This is a genomic window from Clostridium sp. CTA-7 (assembly GCF_054768095.1).
The window spans coordinates 1-1,119 of sequence record NZ_BAAAAV010000023.1 but is presented as its reverse complement, the minus strand read 5'-3'; the positions used below and the strand labels follow the sequence as shown (position 1 = coordinate 1,119).

At 27.9% G+C, this 1,119-nt stretch carries 1 pseudogene; it reads left to right on the top strand.

The annotated features are described in order from the left end of the window. Positions 1-91: 91 nt before the first annotated feature. Positions 92-1,119: pseudogene (locus ACYUEX_RS18655) on the top strand (IS3 family transposase); the annotation flags it as partial.

Genomic DNA, 1,119 nt, shown 5'->3' with positions numbered 1-1,119 from the left:
TAAAATGTACCCTATAAGATAGACAACTAAAAAATGTCTATTTTATAGGTTTTTTTATGTATAATAAAACATAACGATAGGAGTGGATTAGATGAGTAGCAAGTTATTTACGAAGGAAGAAATAGAATTATTAGCTAATAATAAATATGTAAAGAGTGTCAGYGAAAGATCAATTACTTACAYGAATGAATTTAGACGTATTTTTATATCAGAATACGAAAAAGGAAAATTCCCACGAAAGATATTTGAAGAATATGGWTTTGTAATAAGCATATTAGGARTTGGACGAGTTGAGTCAATAAGTAAGAGATGGCGTGCTGCATATAAGAAAAATGGTATACATGGATTAGATGATTCAAGAAAAGGTAAGTCAGGAAAAATTATTGATAAAGAATTTTCTATAGAAGAAAAATATSAACGTCTTAAAGCGCAAAACAATCTACTTAAGGCTGAKAATGAATTACTAAAAAAGCTCGATATGATGGAAAGGAGGATGAGAAAAAAGAAATAGTTTTATTAGCAAAAGAAAAATTTATTCTTATTAAATCAGTAATTAAAAGATATAAACTAAAAAATWTGACTAGTTATTTATGTGCATTAGTTGGTGTGTCACGTTCGGGRTATTATAATTATTTTTCATCAAAATCCGAATGCTTGCGTAGCAAGCGCAACGATAAGGACMTAGAGATTRAAAATGTARTTTTAGCTGCATTTAATTTTAAAAATCGTAAAAAAGGTGCYAGRCAAATAAAAATGACATTGGAAGGCCAATATGGAATTGTATATAATCTAAAACGTATTCGTAGAATTATGAAAAAATATAATATTSTTTGTCCTCATAGAAAAGCAAATCCATATAGGAGAATGGTAAAAGCAACCAGAGAACATAAAGTCTTACCCAATCTACTTAATAGAAATTTCAAACAAAATATTCCGGGTAAAGTAYTACTTACTGATATCACTTATTTATTCTATAAAGATAGGAGTAAAAAGGCTTATTTGTCGACCATTAAAGATGCATCTACTAATGAAATATTAGCCTACAACGTATCTGAAAGCCTTACTTTAGATATAGTTATAGATACTCTTACTAATCTAAAAAAATCAGAACGTGTAAAA